Genomic DNA, 17,420 nt, shown 5'->3' on the forward strand with positions numbered 1-17,420 from the left:
AACAAGATGAGCCAAACCCTTTCCGCATCGACGCTGCTGGCTGTTCCGCTGGCACCTCTGGCTGGCGCGCTGCTGGCCGGTATTCTGGGAACCACGTTTGGTGGCAACTGGATAGGGCGCCGTCTGGCGCATACCCTGACTATTCTGGGCGTGTTTGTGGCCTTCATCCTCTCGGCCATGACGCTGCAAAGCGTTGTCATTGATGGTGCGCGGTTCAATGAAACGCTTTACACCTGGATGACGGTCGGCAACCTGAAGATGGAAGTCGGTTTTCTGGTGGATGGTTTGACCGCCATGATGATGTGCGTGGTGACTTTTGTCTCGCTCATGGTTCACATCTACACCATCGGCTATATGGAAGAGGATGCAGGCTACAACCGTTTCTTTGCCTATATTTCACTGTTTACCTTTTCCATGCTGATGCTGGTGATGAGCAACAACATGCTCCAGTTGTTTTTTGGCTGGGAAGCTGTTGGCCTTGTTTCCTATCTGTTGATCGGTTTCTGGTTCAACAAACCCAGCGCGATTTTTGCCAACATGAAAGCCTTCCTGGTGAACCGGGTCGGTGACTTTGGCTTCATCCTCGGGATTGCGTTGATCGCTGCCTATGCGGGCACCCTCAACTATGGCGAAGCCTTTGCCAAGGCGGACGAGCTTTCCAAGCTGACGTTCCCGGGAACCGGCTGGATGCTGATCACCGTGATCTGCATCTGCCTGTTTATCGGCGCGATGGGCAAGTCAGCACAGTTTCCGCTGCATGTGTGGCTGCCTGACTCCATGGAAGGCCCTACGCCGATCTCGGCGCTGATCCATGCGGCAACCATGGTGACGGCCGGCATTTTCATGGTGGCCCGGATGTCGCCGCTGTTTGAGCTCAGCGATACCGCCTTGAGCTTCATCATGGTGATTGGCGCCATTACTGCGCTGTTTATGGGTTTTCTGGGCATCATCCAGAACGATATCAAGCGCGTCATTGCTTATTCCACACTGTCGCAACTGGGCTATATGACGGTAGCGCTGGGCGCATCTGCTTATTCGGTGGCCGTGTTTCACCTGATGACGCATGCGTTTTTCAAGGCATTGCTCTTTCTGGGCGCAGGCTCGGTCATCATCGGCATGCACCACAATCAGGACATCCGCTGGATGGGCGGTGTGCGCAAATACATGCCGATTACCTGGATTACCTTCCTGCTGGGTTCATTGGCCCTGATTGGAACCCCCTTCTTCTCGGGTTTTTACTCCAAGGACAGCATCATTGAAGCCGTGGCCGAGAGCCATCTCTGGGGCAGTGGCTTTGCTTATTTTGCGGTGCTGGCAGGCGTTTTTGTGACAGCGTTCTACTCATTCCGGCTGTATTTTCTTGTGTTCCACGGCAAGGAGCGGTATGACCAGAACCCCGATGACCACCATGATGCGCATGACGATCACGGCCATCACGATGAGCACCACGAACCCCATGAATCTCCCTGGGTCGTGACCTTGCCGCTGGTTCTGCTGGCCATTCCGTCGGTCATCATCGGTTTCATCACGATTGATCCGATGCTGTACGGTGACTTTTTCAAGAGTGCGATTTTTGTCAATCTGGAACGGCATCCCGCGATGGAAGAGTTAGCTGCGCTGTTCCATGGACCCGTCCAGATGGCAATACATGGCTTGACAGCGCCTCCCTTCTGGCTTGCCCTGTCGGGCGTCGTGCTGGCCTACTACATGTACATGGTCAATCCTGCGTTGCCCACTGCCATCAAGCGCAACCTGAACCCCGTCTACAAACTGCTTGAAAATAAGTACTACCTGGACTGGTTCAATGAAAACGTAATTGCCCGAGGGATGCGCGGACTCGGTACCGTGTTCTGGAAGGTGGGCGACCAGATGCTGATTGACGGCGCGCTCGTGAACGGTTCATGGAAACTGGTTGGCTGGGTGTCCGGCATGGTCAGACGCCTGCAGTCGGGCTACATCTACCACTATGCCTTTGGCATGATTATTGGCATCTTTGTGTTGATGACGTATTTCGTCTGGCTCAACCGATAAAAACAATCTAGAAGAAGAAGAAGGAAGAGAAAAATGGGATTGTTGAGCCTTGCCATCTGGGTGCCGATTTTTTTTGGCGTCGGTTTATTGGCCCTGGGTCGGGAGAGTCAGGCGCGTACCGTTCGCTGGATTGCACTGATCGGCGCCATCATCAGTTTTTTGGTCACGCTGCCGCTGTATGACGGATTTCAGCTTGGCACCTCGGCCATGCAGTTCGTTGAGAAAAGCAGCTGGATTCCACGTTTCAACATGAACTACCACCTGGGCGTCGATGGCATTTCGCTGTGGTTCGTGCTGCTGACCGCCTTTATCAACGTGGTGGTCATCATCGCCAGCTGGGAATCCATCACAACCCGTGTCAACCAGTACATGGCGTCGTTTCTGATTTTGAGCGGCCTGATGATCGGTGTGTTCGCTGCGCTGGACGGCATGCTTTTCTATGTGTTCTTTGAAGCCACCTTGATTCCAATGTACCTGATCATTGGCATCTGGGGTGGGCCGAACAAGATCTACGCAGCTTTCAAGTTCTTCCTGTATACGCTGCTCGGCTCGCTGCTGATGCTGGTCGCACTGATCTTCCTGTATAACAAGTCTGGCGGCAGTTTCGACATCCTTGCGTGGCACAAATTGCCCCTGTCCGGCACGGCACAAACCCTGCTTTTCTTTTCGTTCTTTGCAGCTTTCGCTGTCAAGGTTCCGATGTTTCCCGTTCATACCTGGCTGCCTGATGTCCACGTCGAAGCGCCCACTGGCGGCTCGGCCGTGCTGGCAGCGATCATGCTCAAGCTGGGCGCCTACGGATTCTTGCGGTTTTCGATGCCGATCGTTCCCGACGCCTCGCGCGAGTGGGCATGGCTCATGATTGCTTTTTCGCTGATCGCGGTGATCTACGTAGGCTTGGTGGCGCTGGTCCAGCGCGACATGAAAAAGCTGGTGGCTTATTCATCGGTGGCGCACATGGGTTTCGTGACGCTTGGTTTTTTCCTGTTCAACGACTTGAGTGTCTCCGGCGGCATTGTCCAGATGATTGCCCACGGCTTTGTTTCGGCCGCCATGTTCCTCTGTATTGGTGTGCTGTATGACCGGGTGCATTCGCGCGAAATTTCGAGCTACGGCGGCGTGGTCAACACCATGCCCAAGTTTGCGGCTTTTGCGCTGCTGTTTGCCATGGCCAATTGCGGCTTGCCGGCCACGGCTGGCTTCGTGGGCGAATGGATGGTGATCCTGGGCGCCGTCAAGTCCAATTTCTGGATTGGCATGGCGGCGGCATCGGCCTTGATCTCGGGTGCTGCTTATACGCTCTGGATGTACAAGCGCGTGTATCTTGGCCCCGTGACGAATGAGAATGTCAAGAAATTGCTTGATATCAACAACCGCGAGTTCCTGATGCTGGCGATGCTGGCGGTCGCGGTGCTCTACATGGGTATTTATCCCAAGCCGTTTACTGATGTGATGAACACGTCGGTGGCTGACCTGCTCAGGCACGTCGCGCTTTCGAAACTGAACTAAGAAAACTCAAAGAATTCAGATGATTGACAAACTCAGTTGGATCGCGGTTTATCCAGAACTTGTTCTATTGGTCATGTCCTGCGTCATCGCGCTGGTCGACCTGGGCGTCAAGACGCCACGACGCTCGCTCACCTACGCATTGACGCTGCTGACGCTTGGTGTGGTGGCCATCATGGAAGCCACAACCGCCCTGGGTGGGCAGGTTTTTTATGGCTTTGGAAACATGGTGGTGGTGGACCCCATGGGTAGCTGGATGAAGTGCTTCTCAAGCGTTGCCCTGATGGTTACGATCGTCTACGGCCGGCCTTATGCCGCCGACCGCGACATGCTGCGTGGCGGTGAATTTTTCACGCTGAGCCTGTTTTCCCTGCTCGGCATGTTCGTGATGATTTCAGGCCATAACTTCCTGGTGCTGTACATGGGCCTGGAGTTGATGGCTCTGTCCAGCTATGCACTGGTCGCCTTGCGGCGGGACGACGCGCAGGCAACCGAAGCAGCGATGAAATATTTCGTGCTCAGCGCACTGGCTTCTGGTTTTCTGCTTTACGGCCTCTCAATGCTCTACGGCGCCACTGGCTCGCTTAACATCAATGAAGTCTTTAACGCCATTGCCAGCCGGCAGGTCAAGCACCAGGTGCTGGTGTTCGGCCTGGTCTTCATTGTGGCGGGGCTGGCTTTCAAGCTGGGCGCGGTGCCGTTTCACATGTGGCTGCCTGACGTTTATCACGGCGCGCCCACTGCGGTCACGCTGATCATCGGTGGTGCGCCGCAGCTGGCTGCATTCGCCATGACGATTCGCCTGCTTGTCGAAGGCCTGCTGCCGCTGGCGATTGACTGGCAGCAGATGCTTGCGTTGATGGCCATCGGATCCTTGCTGATTGGCAATCTGGCCGCCGTTGCACAGACCAACCTCAAGCGCATGCTGGCGTTTTCGACCATTTCGCAGATGGGCTTCCTGCTGCTGGGTTTGCTGGCCGGAGTGGTCAATGGCAATCAGCTCAACACTGAATCGGCCTACGGCGCAGCCATGTTTTATGCCTTGACCTATGTGCTGACGACACTTGCTGCCTTCGGCATCATTTTGCTGCTCGCCCGCTCCGGTCACGAGTCTGAAGAAATCACCGATCTTTCCGGCCTGAACCAGCGCAGCCCCTTGTACGCGGGTGTCATGGCAATGAGCATGTTCTCCCTGGCCGGACTGCCTCCGCTGGTGGGCTTTTACGCCAAGCTGGGCGTATTGCAAGCCTTGATCTCGTCGGGCCAGACCAGTTATCTGGTGCTGGCGGTCTTTGCCGTAATGATGTCCCTGATTGGCGCTTTCTACTACCTGCGCGTGATCAAGGTGATGTATTTCGACTCGCCTCACAGCCACAATGCGCAGCCAATCCATGCGCCTGCCGATGCGCGGATCGTGCTGGCCATCAATGGTGCGCTGCTTCTGGCCCTGGGTATCGCACCCGGCGGCCTGATGACGCTTTGCGCTCAGTCGATCAACAGCATCGTGAACTCGCTCGGGGTCTGAGTTTGAATCAGACCGCTTCGGTATGGCTGGTGCTGATGCTGGCCTTGTTGATGGCCAACATGCCGTTTATCAGCAACCGGCTGTTTGCCGTGTACGCGCTCAATTCACCCAAGAACCTGGCCGTCCGGCTGGCAGAGTTGCTGGTGTGGTATCTGCTGGTCGGTGGCGTGGGCCTGTACCTTGAACAGCGAAACGGCCAGATTGCACCGCAGGGATGGGAGTTTTATGCCATCACGGGAACGCTTTTCCTGACGTTCGCATTTCCTGGCTTCACGTACCGCTACCTGTTCAAGCACCGATCATGACGACCGTATCCGGTGCCGACGTGAGAGCTTCCGGCGACGATTCCCACCTGGCTGAAACAAAACTCAATTCGGACGAAATTCTCGCCGGGAATTTTCTTCAGATCCGCCGCGATACGGTCAAGCTTCCCGACGGAAGGCATGCCACGCGCGAATACGTGGTGCATCCGGGGGCCGTGATGATCGTGGCGCTGCTGGACGACGGGCGCGTGGTGCTTGAGCGCCAGTACCGCTATCCGCTCCATGCCGTGATGATTGAGTTTCCTGCGGGAAAGCTGGATGCCGGCGAGTCATCGCTGGCCTGCGCCAGGCGTGAACTGCAGGAAGAAACAGGCTATGCAGCGCGCGAATGGGCCAAAGCGGGTGTACTTCATACCGCAATTGCCTATTCCACCGAATTCATCGACATCTGGTTTGCACGCGGATTGACGCTGGGCGAACAAAAACTCGATGCCGGCGAATTCCTTGATGTGTTCAGCGCCACGCCTGACGAACTGATGGACTGGTGCGGCAACGGGCAGGTGACGGATGCCAAGTCCCTCACCGGCATGCTGTGGTTGAAAAACGTGTTGTCGGGCGCATGGACATTGCAATGGCATGCGGCGGAGCCGTAACGGCCTTGCGATACTTCGCCCATGAAAGTCCTCAATCTCCGTTGTTCACGCCTGCATTCGTTCGAAGGCTGGTTCGGCTCCGAGGATGACTTCCAGGACCAGTCACGGCGCGGCCTGATTGCCTGCCCAATGTGCGCCGACACCGGCATTCAAAAAATGCCCAGTGCGCCCCGGCTCAATTTTGGCGGGCATCCGGTCCCTGAAGCCAGTCCAGGCCGCGATCAAGCAGCCACCGTTTGCGCATCCAGTGGAAAGCCTGCGGTAAAAGACGGAAAGGCACGCATCGACGACGCTGAAAGCGCGACCATGCCAGAACCCGGTCCTGCTGCACAGGCCGCCTTTTTGACCGCCCTGCGCCAGGTGATGGCAACGACCGAAGACATGGGCGCACGCTTTGCCGAGGAAGCACGCCGCATGCACTATGGGGAAATCGAAGCCCGCAGCATTCGCGGCCGGGCCAGCGCGCGCGAGGCGGTGGAACTTCTGGAGGAGGGGATTGAGGTCATTCCGCTGCCCATGCTCGCCGCCCTCAAGGAAACCTTGCAGTAGGCAAGAAAAGCCAGGCTGCAAGCGGTGGACTTGCTTGCTTGCAGCCTGAAAACCAGCCCTGATCAGGGGTACAGGCCGCGCAGTTCGCGCGTATGCAAAATACGCTGGCAGGCCACGATAAAGGTGGCGGTGCGCAGGCTGACCTGTTTTTCCTGCGAAATCTGCCACACAGCGGCAAAAGCGGTCTTCATGATCTTGACCAGGCGGGCATTGATCTCGTCCTCGTCCCAGAAAAAGCTGGAAAAATCCTGCACCCATTCAAAATAGCTGACGGTCACGCCGCCGGCATTGGCGATCACATCGGGCACCACCAGGACATTGCGTTCCTTCAAAATGTCGTCGGCCGCCGGTGTGGTGGGCCCGTTGGCGCCTTCGATCACCATGCAAGCCTTGATGCGTCCGGCATTGGCGGCCGTGATCTGCTGCTCCAGCGCCGCCGGGATCAGGATGTCGCAGTCCACCTCCCAGAACAAGTCGTTCGCAATCACTTCGGCCTGGGCGAAACCGGCCACGCTGCCGGTGCTGGCGACATGCTGAAGCAGGGCGGGAACGTCGAGTCCGGCTTCCTTGAAAATCGTTCCGCCATGGTCCTGCACGGCAATGATGCGGGCGCCGGCATCGGCAAACAGCTTGCCGGCCACGCCGCCCACGTTGCCAAAACCCTGCACCGCGATCCGGGATGTGGCAATGTCCAGTCCGATGTGCCGTGCCGCTTCCGTGCCCACCGTGAACACGCCGCGCCCGGTGGCTTCGCGCCGGCCCAGCGAGCCGCCCAGGTCGACCGGCTTGCCCGTTACCACGCCGGTGGCGGTCGAGCCGGTGTTCATGGAATAGGTGTCCATCATCCAGGCCATGATCTGCTCGTTGGTGTTGACGTCAGGCGCCGGAATGTCCTTGTTGGGGCCGATGATGATGCCGATCTCGCTGGTATAGCGGCGCGTCATGCGTTCGAGTTCGCCCCGGGACAGCTTTCTCGGGTCAACGCGGATGCCACCCTTGGCGCCGCCGTAGGGCACGTTGACCGCCGCATTCTTCACCGACATCCAGGCCGACAGTGCCATGACCTCGGACAGGGTGACATCCTGGTGAAAGCGGACGCCGCCCTTGCCGGGGCCGCGCGAGACATTGTGCTGAACGCGGTAGCCCTCAAAGTGCGCAACTGTGCCGTCGTCCATGTGAATCGGCACATCGACAATCAGGATGCGCTTGGGGCGCTTGAGGGTTTCGGCCCAGCGCGCCAGGCTGCCCAGGTGCGGAATGACCCGGTCCACCTGCTGAAGATAGTTGCCCCAGGGTCCGAGGTTGTCGGCCTGAAGGTAGGACGGAACGGCGGAGGCCGGTGCAATCGCGCTTTCGCCTTCGGCGGAAGTTTGTGACATGAAGAATCCTTGTGAAAACAAATGAAGGTAGCGCAGCTTAGTGCGCGCAATCCCAACTGTCCAAGGCTTACTTTACTTACATTTATGCATAAAACGCATAGATTTGAAAATCACGCGTCTCGACAGCTGTTCAAGTGAGCAGACGCTCGGCGTCTAGCGCTTCGACAAGACCTCAAGCAGGGTGGCGGCCAGTTCGTCAGCGGCGAACTTGGCAATATAGGCATCCGCGCCGACCGTCTTGACATGGCCTTCGTTGGCCGCGCCCGTCAGGGAAGAATGGATGACGACGGGAATCGATTTGAAGCGCGCATCGCTCTTGATGTTGCGCGTCAGGGTAAAGCCGTCCATTTCAGGCATTTCCAGGTCGGTCAGGACCAGGGCGACCTTGTCGTGAGCGGTCTTGCCCTCGGCCTGCGCCTGTGTGTGGATCGTCTGCAGCCTGTCCCAGGCTTCCTTGCCGGTTTTGGTCATGACGAAAGGAACGCCCATGGACGACAGGCCTTGCGCGATCATCGACCGCGCCAGGGCGGAATCATCGGCCGCCAGGACAATCGTTCCCGGAGGAAGGTTCACCTTCACGCCTGGCGCCGTGCCGATGGCCTGCTTTTCAGGCGGCATGACATCCTGCAGGATCTGCTCGACATCGAGCACCTGCGCCAGCCGCGTGTTTTCATTGTCACCGTCGAGCCGGGCGATGCTGGTTACTAGGCCGCCGCCCTGGCCTTCGGCCGAGAGCACCTGCTGCCATTCCAGCCGGACGATCTCGCTGACTTCCTCGACCGCAAAGGCCTGCGTGCTGCGGGCAAACTCGGTCACCAGCAAGATGGCCAGGCCATTCGTCGGCGTGCAGCCGACCACCGCCGGCAGGTTGATGACCGGGATGATCTGTCCCCGGATATTCGCCACGCCCATGACGTGGGGAGACGCGTTGGCCATGCTGGTGACCGGCGGCATGACCAGGATTTCACGCACCTTGAACACGTTGATGCCGAACAACTCCCGTTGCCTGGAGTTGGCCGCCTCTCCCAGGCGAAACAGCAGCAGCTCGAACTTGTTGCTCGATGTCAGGTTGGTACGTTCGTCGATGTCGTGAAACGCTGGCTTCATGGATTGCTTGCTGCCCGGTGATGGTGTGGAAGCGTTGCATGGCGCGAAGCGCATGCACGCACGCACCCCAATGTAGGCCAGGCAGCGCACCTTGCTCTGGCCCATGAAAGGCGCCGATACCGCGCACATCGGCCTTTCCCCGCGCGGGTTTTATGATACGAACTGAAGCGCGGCCAGACGCGCATAGACCTGGTTGGCGGCCATCAGCTGCTCGTGGCTTCCCTGCTCGACGATGCGGCCATGGTCGATCACGACGATCCGGTCGGCCTTTTTCACCGTGGCCAGCCGGTGCGCAATGACCAGCGTGGTGCGCCCCTTCATCGCCGATTCGAGCGCCGCCTGCACCATGCGCTCGCTCTCGGCGTCGAGCGCGCTGGTGGCTTCGTCGAGCAGCAGCAGCGGCGAATTCTTCAGCATCGCCCGCGCAATCGCGATGCGCTGGCGCTGTCCGCCCGACAGGCGCACGCCGCGTTCGCCCAGGAAGGTGTCGAAGCCTTCGGGCAGCGCGCTGATGAACTCATGCGCGAACGCGGCGCTGGCCGCAGCCTTGACTTCCTCGTCCGTCGCGCCCGGCTTGCCGTAGCGGATGTTTTCCAGGGCGCTGGTCGAGAAAATCACCGCATCCTGCGGCACCAGCCCGACGCGTCCGCGCAAGTCCTGCAGCGACAGGTCGCGGGTCGCAACGCCATCAAGCTCGATCCGGCCGGAAGCAGGATCGTAAAAGCGCAGCAACAGCTGGAACACCGTGCTCTTGCCCGCGCCGCTGGGACCGACGATGGCGATGGTCTCGCCCGGCGCCACGCTCAGGCTGAAATCGCTCAGGGCCGGCTGCGTTGGCCGGGACGGGTAGTGAAACGTGACGTTTTCAAATTTGATAGCACTCCCTGCCCGTACTACCTGCGCAGGAAGCGGATTTGAGGGTGAAGTGACGGGGGAGCGGCTGTCCAGCAGTTCCATCAGCCGTTCGGTGGCGCCTGCCGCGCGCAACAGGTCGCCGTAGACCTCGCCGAGCACCGCTGCCGCGCTGGCCAGGATGATCACGTAAACCACGGTCTGGCCCAGGTGGCCGGCGGAAATGTCGCCGCGCGTCACCGCCTGCGTACCCTGGTACAGGCCCCAGAGCAGTGCCGCCGAGGTGGCGATGATGATGAACGCCACCAGCACCGAGCGCGCCTTGGTGCGCCGGATGGCGATGGCGAAGGCATCGGCCGTGGACCGGTCGAAACGCGCCGCTTCCCGGTCTTCGGCGGTATAGCTTTGCACCACCGGAATGGCATTGAGCACTTCGGCGGCAATCGCGCTGGAGTCGGCCACGCGGTCCTGGCTGGCGCGCGAGAGCTTGCGCACGCGCCGCCCGAACCACACCGACGGCGCGACGATGAGCAGCAGCGCGCCGAGCACCTGCACCATCAGGTAAGGGTTGGTGACCACCAGCATGCCGAGCGCGCCCACGCCCATGACCGCGTTGCGCAGCCCCATGCTGAGCGACGAACCCACCACCGTCTGCACCAGCGTGGTGTCGCCCGTCAGGCGCGACAGCACCTCGCCGGTTTGCGTGGTCTCGAAAAACTCCGGGCTTTGCCGCACCACATGCGAATACACCGCATTGCGGATGTCGGCCGTGACCCGCTCGCCCAGCCAGCTGACGGTGTAGAAGCGCCCGGCCGAAAAAAGCCCCAGCGCGGCCGCCACGCCGAACAGTTCGAAAAAATGCGTGCGCAGCGCCATCAGCTGCTCGCCCTTGCTGGCCGCGCCCATGCCGCCGTCGATCAGGCCGCGCAGGGCCAGCGGAAACACCAGCGTGGCCACCGCCGCCAGCACCAGGAAAAGCACTGCCAGCCCGATGCGGCCTGAATATGGCCGCAAAAAGGGAAGCAGCCCCGACAGCGAGCGGGGCGACCCCTTGGCCGGCGCCGACGCTGGCGCCAGTGAGGAACGGGAGGGAAGGGAAGTCGCGGTGGAAGTAACCATGAACGTATTTTAACTTTAAAGCTTGGCATTGCAAACACAGGCTTGACAATAGTTGCTCAGGCAAGTATTATTCGGGCCATGGATTCAAAGCACAATTCCACCCCCTGCGGTGACGCGCCCTCATGCCCCCCGGCTGATTTCTACCGGGCGGAAAGCTACACGCCCGATGACAGCGTGGGCTACATGATGCGCCGCATCATTTCCCTGGTGGCCCAAGGCGTCGAGCGCGAACTCGAACCCTCGGGCCTGACCAATGCGCAATGGGTGCCGATGCTCAAGCTCTACATGGGCTGTGCCTCGACGGCGGCGGAACTGGCGCGCCAGTGCGAACTCGACGCCGGCTCGATGACGCGGCTGCTCGACCGGCTGGAGGCCAAGCAGCTGTGCAGCCGCATCCGTTCGTCCGACGACCGGCGCGTGGTCAACCTGGAGCTGACCGATTCCGGACGCGCGGCCGCCAAGGAGATTCCTGCCGTCCTGTGCGGCGTGCAAAACGCGCTGCTGGCGGGTTTTTCTGCCGAAGAATGGCAAACCCTCAAAAGCTATCTGCGCCGCATGCTCGACACGGCGCAAACCCTGCATGCCCAGGGAGAAACAAATGACAAATAAACCACAAATTTCCTGTACCGAACGGCGCGCGCAGGCTTGCACCGAACGGGCGTGCATCCCCGGGCAGCCTGCGTTGCCGGTGTGGCGCGCATCGGTGCGCATGGCGCTGGTTTCAGCCGCCGGCGTGGTGGCGGCCGGCCTGATCGCCACCGGCATGGCGGGCTGCGCCGACATGTCGGGCATTGCGCCCCAGGCGAGCCTGCGCGATGCCGCGTCGCTCGGGCTGCTCACGACCGCCGCGCCGGCTCCGGCGCCGGTGGCGACCGAATGGTGGCGCGACTTTGGTGATGAAACCTTGAATAGCCTGGTCGCCCAGGCGCTTGAAAGCAGCCCGAATCTGAAGCTGGCGCAGGCCCGGCTGGCGCGCGCGCAGGCCGTCACCGAAGTGGCGAATGCCGCCACGCTGCCGCAAGTGGGCGGCCAGCTCGACCTGACGCGCCAGCGTTACACCGCCAACGGCGCGGTGCCGCCGCCGCTGGCCGGCTCGATTCGCGAAAGCGGAACGGCGCAGCTGGCCGCCAGCTGGGAGATGGACTTTTTCGGCAAGAACCGTGCGGCGCTCGATGCCGCGCTGGGCAGCGCCAATGCCGCCCAGGCCGATGCCCAGGCTGCCCGCGTGCTGCTGGCCAGCCAGGTGGCACGCACCTATTTCCAGCTGGTGCGGCTGAACGAACAGGCGGCCGTGGCCAGGCGCACGCTGGCCCAGCGCGAACAAACTCTCAGGCTGGTCACGGACCGCGTCAATGCCGGCCTCGACACCCGGCTGGAGTTGCGCCAGAGCGAAGGCGGCCTGCCCGAGGCGCGCCTGCAACTAGAAACCGTTCAGGAGCAGATGGCGCTGACGCGCAACGCACTGAATGCCCTGGTTGGACAGCCAAATAGTGCTTTTGCGCTTGTCCCGTCTGCGCAAGCAGCTATTAAAAATGTAGCTCTGGCGCCGGTGATCCCGGCCGACCTGCTGGGCCGGCGCGCCGACATTGCGGCCGCGCGCTGGCGTGTGCAGGCTTCGTCCAACGACGTGGCGAATGCCAAAACCCAGTTCTACCCGAACATCAACCTGGTCGCTTTTGCCGGTTTTTCCAGCATCGGGCTGGGCAATCTGCTGAACTCGGGCAGCCAGCAATGGGGCGTCGGCCCGGCCGTGCGGCTGCCGATTTTCGAGGCCGGCCGGCTGCGCGCCAACCTGCGCGGCAAAACGGCCGATCTGGACGCGGCGGTCGAAAGCTACAACGCCGCCGTGATCGACGCCGTGCGCGATGTGGCCGACCAGGTCGCGTCGCAGCAAGCCATCAGCCGCCAGCAGCTTGAGCAGCGGGCGGCGCAGGACGCGGCCGAAAGCGCCTACGACATCGCCGTGCAGCGCTACAAGGCGGGGCTGGGCAATTACCTCAATGTGCTGACGGCCGAGACCAGCGTGCTGGCCCAGCGCCGGCTGGCGGTTGACCTGGCGGGCAGGGCGCTGGAGACACAGGTGGCGCTGATGCGCGCACTGGGCGGCGGCTATGCGCCCGAGCCATCGGCCGCCACCCACGGCGCCTCAAAAATCATAGCTGTCAGCGCACGTCCAGCAAGCGAAAACAGCCTATTTGACCAATAAAACAGCTGAAACAGAGTTTGCCAGCCGTCACTGAACAGCGCAGTGTCCGCGCAGGCCATTTCCCACAAACACCGAACGACACCATGAACGCACCCCAAGCTCCCGCTTCCCCAGCTTCCGCCAGTCCGGTTGTGCCGGTTCAACCGCCGGCAGGCAACCCCAAGCGCCGCAAGGCGCTGACCGCGCTCGCCAGCGTCGTCGTCGTGGCCGGCCTGGGCTGGGCGGCCTACGAATACCTGGTGGCCAGCCACTACGAATCGACCGACAACGCCTATGTGCAGGGCAACGTCATCCAGATCACGCCGCAGATCGGCGGCACCGTCGTCGCGCTGATGGCCGACGACACCGACTTCGTCAAGGCCGGCCAGCCGCTGGTGCAGCTCGACCCGGCCGATGCCCGAGTGGCGCTGGACCAGGCCGAAGCCGCGCTGGCCCAGGCCGTGCGCCAGGCGCGCACGCAATACGCCAACAACGGCGCACTCAGCGCGCAGATCGCGCTGCGCAATGCCGAGGTCAGCAAGGCCAACAGCGACATCGCGCGCGCCGCCGACGACCTGGCGCGTCGCCAGTCGCTTGCCGGCAACGGCGCGGTGTCGAAGGAAGAACTCAACCATGCGCAAACCCAGCTGGCCAACGCCAGAAGCGCGCTGGCGGCGGCACAGGCCGGCGTCGTAGCGGCGCGCGAGCAGCTGGCCAGCAACCAGGCGCTGACCGACGGCATGGCCATCGAGCAGAACCCCGGCGTGCTGGTGGCAGCCGCCAAGGTGCGCGAGGCTTACCTTGCCTCCAGCCGCACGGCCTTGACGGCGCCGGTCGATGGCTATGTCGCCAAGCGCACCGTGCAGCTCGGCCAGCGGGTCGCCGCCGGCATGCCGCTGATGTCGGTGATTCCGCTGAACCAGGTCTGGGTCGATGCCAACTTCAAGGAAGTGCAGCTGCGCCATATCCGCATCGGCCAGCCGGTGACGCTGGTGGCCGACCTGTACGGAAAAAAAGTGGACTACCACGGCACCGTCGCCGGACTGGGCGTGGGCACGGGCGCTGCCTTTTCGCTGCTGCCGGCGCAAAACGCCACCGGCAACTGGATCAAGGTGGTGCAGCGCGTGCCGGTGCGCATTGCGCTGGATGCCAAGCAGCTCGTCGAACATCCGCTGCGCGTCGGCCTGTCGATGGATGCCGAGGTCGATGTCAGCAACCAGGATGGCAAGGCGCTGGCCGACGCGCCGCGCGATGCCGCCCAGGCGCATACGCAGGCGTTTGCCGCGCGGGATGACGCGGCCAACGAGGACGTCAGGCGCGTGATCGCCGCGAATTCCGGAAAAGGCGCCAAAACCGGCTCCGCAGCGCAGGCTTCCCGGCCCGTTGACGGCGATACCGCCTTGCCGCACTGAGCGGACCTGTTTTCCATTTCGTTCCGTCAAGGCTTTCATGGCGTCCGCACCCCCATCCGCATCTGACTACCTTCCGCCGCCTCCGTTGAGCGGCTCGGCCCGCCTGTGGGGCACGCTGGCGCTGTCGGCCGCCACCTTCATGAACGTGCTCGACACGTCGATTGCCAACGTGTCGCTGCCGGCCATCGCTGGCGACCTGGGCGTCAGCCCGAACCAGGGCACCTGGGTGATCACCAGTTTCGGCGTCGCCAACGCGATCGCCGTGCCGCTGACCGGCTGGCTGTCGCAGCGTTTCGGCCAGGTCCGGCTGTTCACCGCCAGCATCCTGCTGTTCGTGCTGACGTCCTGGCTGTGCGGGCTGGCGCCCAACATGACCACGCTGATCTTTTTCCGCGTGCTGCAGGGGCTGGTGGCCGGGCCGATGATTCCGCTGTCGCAGACGCTGCTGCTGTCGAGCTATCCGAAGGCGCTGGCCGGGCTGGCGATGGCGCTGTGGTCGATGACCACGCTGGTCGCGCCGGTCATGGGGCCGCTGCTGGGCGGCTGGATCACCGACAACATTTCTTGGCCGTGGATTTTCTACATCAACATTCCGGTCGGCTTTGGCGCGGCCTTCATCACCTGGAGCATCTTTCACAAGCGCGAAAGCCAGACGCGCAAGCTGCCAATCGACTCAATCGGGCTGGCCCTGCTGGTGATCTGGGTCGGCGCGCTGCAGATCATGCTGGACAAGGGCAAGGAACTCGACTGGTTCCATTCCGGCGAAGTCATTGCGCTGGGCGTCGTCGCGCTGGTCGGCTTGATCGCCTTCGTGATCTGGGAGCTGACCGAGGAGCATCCGGTGGTCGACCTGACCCTGTTCAAGAAGCGCAACTTCTGGGCCGGCGTGCTTGCGCTGTCGGTCGGCTATGGCCTGTTTTTCGGCAACGTCGTGCTGCTGCCGCTGTGGCTGCAGCAGTACATGGGCTACACCGCGACGCAGGCCGGCATGGTGCTGGCGCCGGTCGGCATCATGGCTTTGCTGCTGTCGCCGCTGATTGGCAAGAACATCGGCAAGACCGATCCGCGCCGCTTTGCGGTGATTGCCTTTGCCGTGTTCGCGCTGGTGCTGTGGATGCGCTCGAACTTCAACACCCAGGCCGACATGGCCACCATCCTGGTCCCGACGCTGATCCAGGGCGTGGCCATGGCCTGCTTTTTCATTCCGCTGATGACCATCACGCTGTCGGGCCTGTCGCACGACAAGATTCCGGCCGCCTCGGGGCTGTCGAACTTCGTGCGCATCACGGCGGGTTCGTTCGGCACGTCGATTGCCACGACCGTCTGGCAGGACCGCGCCGCCATGCACCATGCGCAGCTCAGCGAATTCGTCAATCCGGGCAGCGTGGCCGCCAACGGCGCCTTGTCCGGCCTGGCCGGCGCCGGGTTGACGCCCGACCAGGCGCTGGGAACCATCAACCGGCTGGTGGACCAGCAGGCCTACATGCTGGCGGCGAACGACGTGTTTTATGCGTCGGCGCTGATCTTTTTGCTCCTGATTCCGCTGGTGTACCTGACGCGGCCCACGCATGCGGGCGCGGGCAGCGCCGACGCAGCGGCCGGCGCGCACTGAAGGCTGGCGGCAGGAAGCGCCTGGTTTCCTGCCGCAAAAGGCTTTTCAGCATCAAATAAGCTGCTTGCGCACGACCAGCATGCGCAAGCAGCTATTAATTCAGTAGCAAAAAAGGCTAACTGTCCGACGGTCGTGATGCAAGGTCAAGCCGCCACGGATTCCAGCGCGGCTGCGGCAATGTCCAGCGAGCGCAGCCGCAAGGCCGGGTCGTAGATGTCGCAGACCAGCATGAATTCGTCGGCATCCGTGGCCTGCGCCAGTGCGTTCAGGCCGCCCTGCACCGTGTCGGGGCCGCCAATGACTGCGGCAGCCAGAAAATCGGCGATGGCGGCGCGCTCCTGCGGATGCCGCTGGGCCAGGAATTTGTCCACCGGCGGCTGCAGGCCGGACCTAGCGCCGGTCAGGATGCCGAGCACGCGCTGGTAGGTGCTGCTGGCCAGGTACTCGGCTTCCTCGTCGGTGGGCGCGGCAATCAAGGGCACGCCAATCGTCACATAAGGTTTGGCCAGCGTGGCCGAAGGCCTGAAGTTCTGGCGGTACAAGGCAATCGCCTGCAGCAAAAGGCGAGGCAAACGCATAAGGCAGGCCGCGCTCGGCCGCCAGCTGCGCTGAAAACAGGCTCGAACCCAGCAGCCAGATCGGCACGTTGGTGCCGGCGCCCGGCATGGCGATCAGCCGCTGGCCGGGCTGCGCCGGCCCCAGCAGGCGCTGCAGCTCGGCCACGTCCTGCGGAAAATCATCAGCGGTCTCTGTCCGTTCACGGCGCAGCGCGCGCATGGTGGCCTGGTCGGTGCCGGGCGCGCGGCCCAGGCCCAGGTCGATGCGGTCCGGGTACAGCTCGGCCAGCGTGCCGAAGGCCTCGGCGACCACCAGCGGCGCATGGTTGGGCAGCATCACGCCGCCCGAGCCCACGCGCATGGTGCGGGTGCCGCCGGCAATATAGCCGACCAGCACGGCGGTGGCCGAACTGGCAATACCGGCCATATTGTGGTGTTCGGCCAGCCAGTAGCGCTTGAAGCCGAGCCGCTCCGCATGCTGCGCGGTGCGCAAGGCGATGGCCAGCGCGTCAGCCACGGTGCCGCTGTCGCGCACCGAGACCAGGTCGAGCATCGACAGGGCGATGTTTTTAAGTTCTTTCATGCCGTGATTGTCCCGTGCCGGCGTTTTCCGCGCAGGCGTCAGGGCTCTGTTTTGCGCTGGCCGCAGTCCAGGCTGGGCAGTTGCAGG

Annotated in this window: 13 protein-coding genes and 1 pseudogene; 10 read left to right on the forward strand and 4 right to left on the reverse strand. The window is 62.0% G+C overall.

The window, feature by feature from the left end; genetic code table 11:
* The first annotated feature begins 6 nt into the window (after positions 1–6).
* Genes nuoL through EC86_RS0104000 form a run of 6 tightly spaced genes read left to right on the forward strand, consistent with a single transcriptional unit; the run spans position 7 to position 6,527 of the window.
* The gene (gene nuoL, locus EC86_RS0103975; RefSeq protein ID WP_029524393.1) at positions 7–2,031 is read left to right on the forward strand and encodes an NADH-quinone oxidoreductase subunit L; all 2,025 of its coding nucleotides are present in this window, start codon (positions 7–9) and stop codon (positions 2,029–2,031) included.
* A 33-nt stretch (positions 2,032–2,064) separates the two neighbouring features.
* On the forward strand, positions 2,065–3,540 hold the full coding sequence (locus tag EC86_RS0103980) for an NADH-quinone oxidoreductase subunit M (RefSeq protein WP_029524394.1): 1,476 nt from the start codon (positions 2,065–2,067) through the stop codon (positions 3,538–3,540).
* Positions 3,541–3,559: 19 nt separating this feature from the next.
* Entirely contained in the window at positions 3,560–5,062 is a 1,503-nt protein-coding gene (gene nuoN / locus EC86_RS0103985) for an NADH-quinone oxidoreductase subunit NuoN (protein ID WP_029524395.1), read from the forward strand.
* A 2-nt stretch (positions 5,063–5,064) separates the two neighbouring features.
* The gene (locus EC86_RS0103990; protein ID WP_029524396.1) at positions 5,065–5,367 is read left to right on the forward strand and encodes a DUF2818 family protein; all 303 of its coding nucleotides are present in this window, start codon (positions 5,065–5,067) and stop codon (positions 5,365–5,367) included.
* On the forward strand, positions 5,364–5,978 hold the full coding sequence (locus EC86_RS0103995; RefSeq protein WP_029524397.1) for an NUDIX domain-containing protein: 615 nt from the start codon (positions 5,364–5,366) through the stop codon (positions 5,976–5,978). The genes EC86_RS0103990 and EC86_RS0103995 overlap by 4 nt, the downstream gene beginning before the upstream one ends.
* 21 nt (positions 5,979–5,999) lie before the next feature.
* Positions 6,000–6,527 carry a DUF1178 family protein gene (locus EC86_RS0104000; protein WP_029524398.1) on the forward strand — a complete coding sequence of 176 codons (528 nt, stop codon included), beginning with the start codon at positions 6,000–6,002 and terminating at the stop codon, positions 6,525–6,527.
* A gap of 62 nt (positions 6,528–6,589) precedes the next feature.
* On the opposite strand, the gene EC86_RS0104005 is transcribed toward EC86_RS0104000, so the two are convergent.
* From EC86_RS0104005 to EC86_RS0104015, 3 genes are all read right to left on the reverse strand, one after another.
* Positions 6,590–7,906: a Glu/Leu/Phe/Val family dehydrogenase gene (locus tag EC86_RS0104005; RefSeq protein WP_029524399.1), complete on the reverse strand. Its 1,317-nt coding sequence runs from the start codon at positions 7,904–7,906 to the stop codon at positions 6,590–6,592.
* A gap of 153 nt (positions 7,907–8,059) precedes the next feature.
* A complete protein-coding gene (locus EC86_RS0104010; protein ID WP_029524400.1) occupies positions 8,060–9,013 on the reverse strand; it encodes a chemotaxis protein in 954 nt (317 codons plus the stop codon).
* A 150-nt stretch (positions 9,014–9,163) separates the two neighbouring features.
* Entirely contained in the window at positions 9,164–10,984 is a 1,821-nt protein-coding gene (locus EC86_RS0104015; RefSeq protein WP_051675712.1) for an ABC transporter transmembrane domain-containing protein, read from the reverse strand.
* A gap of 78 nt (positions 10,985–11,062) precedes the next feature.
* Between EC86_RS0104015 and EC86_RS0104020 the strand changes: the two genes are divergently transcribed.
* The 4 genes from EC86_RS0104020 (at position 11,063) to EC86_RS0104035 (ending at position 16,193) form a co-directional block, all read left to right on the forward strand.
* Positions 11,063–11,593, forward strand: coding sequence for a MarR family winged helix-turn-helix transcriptional regulator (locus EC86_RS0104020; protein WP_036771814.1), 531 nt, complete (start codon positions 11,063–11,065; stop codon positions 11,591–11,593).
* 100 nt (positions 11,594–11,693) lie between these two features.
* Entirely contained in the window at positions 11,694–13,190 is a 1,497-nt protein-coding gene (locus EC86_RS0104025; protein ID WP_029524403.1) for an efflux transporter outer membrane subunit, read from the forward strand.
* An 83-nt stretch (positions 13,191–13,273) separates the two neighbouring features.
* Positions 13,274–14,581 (forward strand): HlyD/EmrA/EmrK family protein, encoded by a 1,308-nt coding sequence (locus EC86_RS0104030; protein ID WP_036771817.1) that lies wholly within the window; start codon positions 13,274–13,276, stop codon positions 14,579–14,581.
* 37 nt (positions 14,582–14,618) lie between these two features.
* The gene (locus EC86_RS0104035; RefSeq protein ID WP_029524405.1) at positions 14,619–16,193 is read left to right on the forward strand and encodes a DHA2 family efflux MFS transporter permease subunit; all 1,575 of its coding nucleotides are present in this window, start codon (positions 14,619–14,621) and stop codon (positions 16,191–16,193) included.
* A 143-nt stretch (positions 16,194–16,336) separates the two neighbouring features.
* Here the strand turns inward: EC86_RS0104035 and EC86_RS25890 are convergent.
* A pseudogene (locus tag EC86_RS25890) lies at positions 16,337–17,333 on the reverse strand (LLM class flavin-dependent oxidoreductase).
* Between the last annotated feature and the right edge of the window lie 87 nt (positions 17,334–17,420).

It is taken from the genome of Polaromonas glacialis (assembly GCF_000709345.1).
In the GTDB taxonomy this organism is placed as follows: Bacteria; Pseudomonadota; Gammaproteobacteria; order Burkholderiales; family Burkholderiaceae_C; genus Polaromonas; species Polaromonas glacialis.

What these genes read in the sequence shown, in the direction of transcription:
- nuoL (WP_029524393.1), top strand. Translation starts at nt 7, where the DNA reads ATGAGCCAAACCCTTTCCGCATCGACGCTGCTGGCTGTTCCGCTGGCA.
- nuoN (WP_029524395.1), top strand. Translation starts at nt 3,560, where the DNA reads ATGATTGACAAACTCAGTTGGATCGCGGTTTATCCAGAACTTGTTCTA.
- EC86_RS0104030 (WP_036771817.1), top strand. Translation starts at nt 13,274, where the DNA reads ATGAACGCACCCCAAGCTCCCGCTTCCCCAGCTTCCGCCAGTCCGGTT.
- EC86_RS0104020 (WP_036771814.1), top strand. Translation starts at nt 11,063, where the DNA reads ATGGATTCAAAGCACAATTCCACCCCCTGCGGTGACGCGCCCTCATGC.
- EC86_RS0104025 (WP_029524403.1), top strand. Translation starts at nt 11,694, where the DNA reads ATGGCGCTGGTTTCAGCCGCCGGCGTGGTGGCGGCCGGCCTGATCGCC.
- EC86_RS0103980 (WP_029524394.1), top strand. Translation starts at nt 2,065, where the DNA reads ATGGGATTGTTGAGCCTTGCCATCTGGGTGCCGATTTTTTTTGGCGTC.
- EC86_RS0103995 (WP_029524397.1), top strand. Translation starts at nt 5,364, where the DNA reads ATGACGACCGTATCCGGTGCCGACGTGAGAGCTTCCGGCGACGATTCC.
- EC86_RS0104005 (WP_029524399.1), bottom strand. Translation starts at nt 7,906, where the DNA reads ATGTCACAAACTTCCGCCGAAGGCGAAAGCGCGATTGCACCGGCCTCC.
- EC86_RS0104015 (WP_051675712.1), bottom strand. Translation starts at nt 10,984, where the DNA reads ATGGTTACTTCCACCGCGACTTCCCTTCCCTCCCGTTCCTCACTGGCG.
- EC86_RS0104000 (WP_029524398.1), top strand. Translation starts at nt 6,000, where the DNA reads ATGAAAGTCCTCAATCTCCGTTGTTCACGCCTGCATTCGTTCGAAGGC.
- EC86_RS0104010 (WP_029524400.1), bottom strand. Translation starts at nt 9,013, where the DNA reads ATGAAGCCAGCGTTTCACGACATCGACGAACGTACCAACCTGACATCG.
- EC86_RS0104035 (WP_029524405.1), top strand. Translation starts at nt 14,619, where the DNA reads ATGGCGTCCGCACCCCCATCCGCATCTGACTACCTTCCGCCGCCTCCG.